The organism is Mesorhizobium sp. M7A.F.Ca.MR.362.00.0.0, from assembly GCF_004023175.1.
Taxonomy (GTDB): domain Bacteria; phylum Pseudomonadota; class Alphaproteobacteria; order Rhizobiales; family Rhizobiaceae; genus Mesorhizobium.
The window spans coordinates 12,351-14,586 of sequence record NZ_RZTF01000141.1 but is presented as its reverse complement, the minus strand read 5'-3'; the positions used below and the strand labels follow the sequence as shown (position 1 = coordinate 14,586).

At 62.8% G+C, this 2,236-nt stretch carries 2 protein-coding genes and 1 pseudogene; all 3 read right to left on the bottom strand.

Annotated features, from left to right (window positions below; translation table 11 throughout):
• Positions 1 to 883: pseudogene (locus EOC06_RS18260) on the bottom strand (cobaltochelatase subunit CobT); the annotation flags it as partial.
• 11 nt (positions 884 to 894) lie between these two features.
• Complete coding sequence (gene cobS / locus EOC06_RS18255) at positions 895 to 1,881, bottom strand: cobaltochelatase subunit CobS (protein WP_013529367.1); 987 nt, start codon at positions 1,879 to 1,881, stop codon at positions 895 to 897.
• Between the two features lie 123 nt (positions 1,882 to 2,004).
• Positions 2,005 to 2,236, bottom strand: a 232-nt coding sequence (locus EOC06_RS42820; protein WP_245469741.1) for a J domain-containing protein, incomplete at its 5' end; no start/stop codon positions are given.

Sequence of the window (2,236 nt, the reverse complement as noted above, 5' to 3'; positions counted from 1 at the left end):
GTGTTTCGGCATCGGCGTCGTCATCGTCGGACAGATCGTCGGCGGTGGCATCGGAGGCTTCCGTCTCGGCCGACTGCTCGTCATCGGCCGAAGCTTCGGCATCCTCGGACTGCGACTGCTCGGAGCCGGAATCCTCTTCGCCGCCCTCCTCGCTCTGCTCCTCGCCTTGCGGCTGGTTGTCGTCATTGTCCTCGGAATCTTCCGTCTCCTGGTCGTCGCCGAGTTCCTCGGCCATCTCCATGGAGGCGAGCATCTCGCGCACGACCCGGGCGAACGCCTGCTGGTCGCCGAGCTTGGCCGACAATCCGTCGAGGTCGGCCTTGGCCTTCTCCTCGACCCAGGGGCGCCAAAGTTCGACCAGCCGCTCGCCGCTTTTCGGGATCGGACGGCCGGTCAGCTTCTCGCGCACCATCAGGGCAAGAGCTTCCTCGATCGGCGCATCGGCCTTGTCCTTGATGTCGACGAGGTTGGCCTTGGCGTATTTGTCCTCCAGCATCGAGCCGATATTGTCGGCGACGCCCTGCATGGCGCGTGAGCCTATCGCCTCGACGCGGGCCTGCTCGACCGCGTCATAGATGGCGCGGGCCGCCTTGCCTTCCGGCGCCAGCTTGGTGTGGATGCGCACATCATGGCAGGCGCGCTTCAGCGCCATGGAATCGCCGAGGCCGCGGGTGATCGCAATATCGGTCTTGGACGCCTTCTTCGGCAATTCGGGCAGACGCGCGCGGCTGCCGGCAAGTGCGGGCCGGTCCTTGGCGAAACCGACCTCCAGTTCCTTGTCGCCGGCAATGGCGCGCATGCAGACGGTGACGGCACGCTTGAAGCTGTCGGCTTCAGACCCCGTCTTCGACTTGTTGCGCGTGTTGTCGCCCGGACCCGCCATCGAGACTGTGCTTACCCCAGCACCACGTTGGCGGCGCTCTCGGGCAGATCCTCGCCGAAGGCGCGTTGATAGAACTCGGCCACCACCGAGCGCTCCAGTTCGTCGCACTTGTTGAGGAAGGTCAGCCGGAACGCCATGCCGATATTGCCGAATATCTCGGCATTCTCGGCCCAGGTGATCACGGTGCGCGGGCTCATCACGGTCGACAGATCGCCGTTGATGAAGGCCGAGCGCGTCATGTCGGCGACGCGCACCATCTTGTTGACGATGTCCTTGCCCTTGCCGTCGCGATAGTGCTTGGCCTTGGCCAGCACGATGGCGACTTCGTTGTCGTGCGGCAAATAGTTCAGCGTGGTGACGATCGACCAGCGGTCCATCTGCGCCTGGTTGATCTGCTGGGTGCCGTGATAGAGGCCGGTGGTGTCGCCAAGGCCGACCGTGTTTGCGGTCGAGAACAGCCGGAAGGCCGGATGCGGGCGGATGACCCGGCTCTGGTCGAGCAGCGTCAGCCGGCCCGACGATTCCAGCACGCGCTGGATGACGAACATCACATCCGGACGGCCGGCATCGTACTCGTCGAAGCACAGCGCGACATTGTGCTGGTAGGCCCAGGGCAGGATGCCGTCGCGGAATTCGGTGATCTGCAAACCGTCCTTGACGACGATCGCGTCCTTGCCGACGAGATCGATACGGCTGACATGGCTGTCGAGGTTGACGCGCACGCAAGGCCAGTTGAGGCGAGCGGCGACCTGTTCGATATGGGTCGACTTGCCGGTGCCGTGATAGCCCGACACCATGACGCGGCGGTTGTAGGCAAAGCCCGCAAGGATCGCCATCGTCGTGTTCTTGTCGAACAGATAGTCCGGATCGATGTCCGGCACATGCTCCGATGTCACCGAATAGGCCGGCACCACCATCTTGGACTCGAAGCCGAATTTCTCCTTCACCGATACCGTCGTGTCGGGCAGGTTGGCGATGTCACGATCGACCTTGTTCATATCTCTCAACGTCTCCACGGGCGAAACGTCTGATTTCGCCGGCAATCGATTTTGTCCGGGGGCGGTCTTAGAGCCTTTTCCAACCTTATGAAAGTTGGAAAACGACACGAACCGTATGGCCGCTCAGCACAGGCCCGCCTGTTTGAGCACGCGATAGGCCTGCAGCACATCGCGGAACCGGTCTTCCGAACCTCTGTCGCCACCATTCGCATCCGGATGGTGCAGTTTCACCAGTTCCTTATAGCGCGCCTTGATCTCCTTGCCAGTCGCCTTTGTATCAAGACCAAGCGTTTCCAGCGCCTTGGCCTCAAGCGGCTTGGCCTTGCGCTCGCGCGCCTCGCGCGGATCCTTCGGT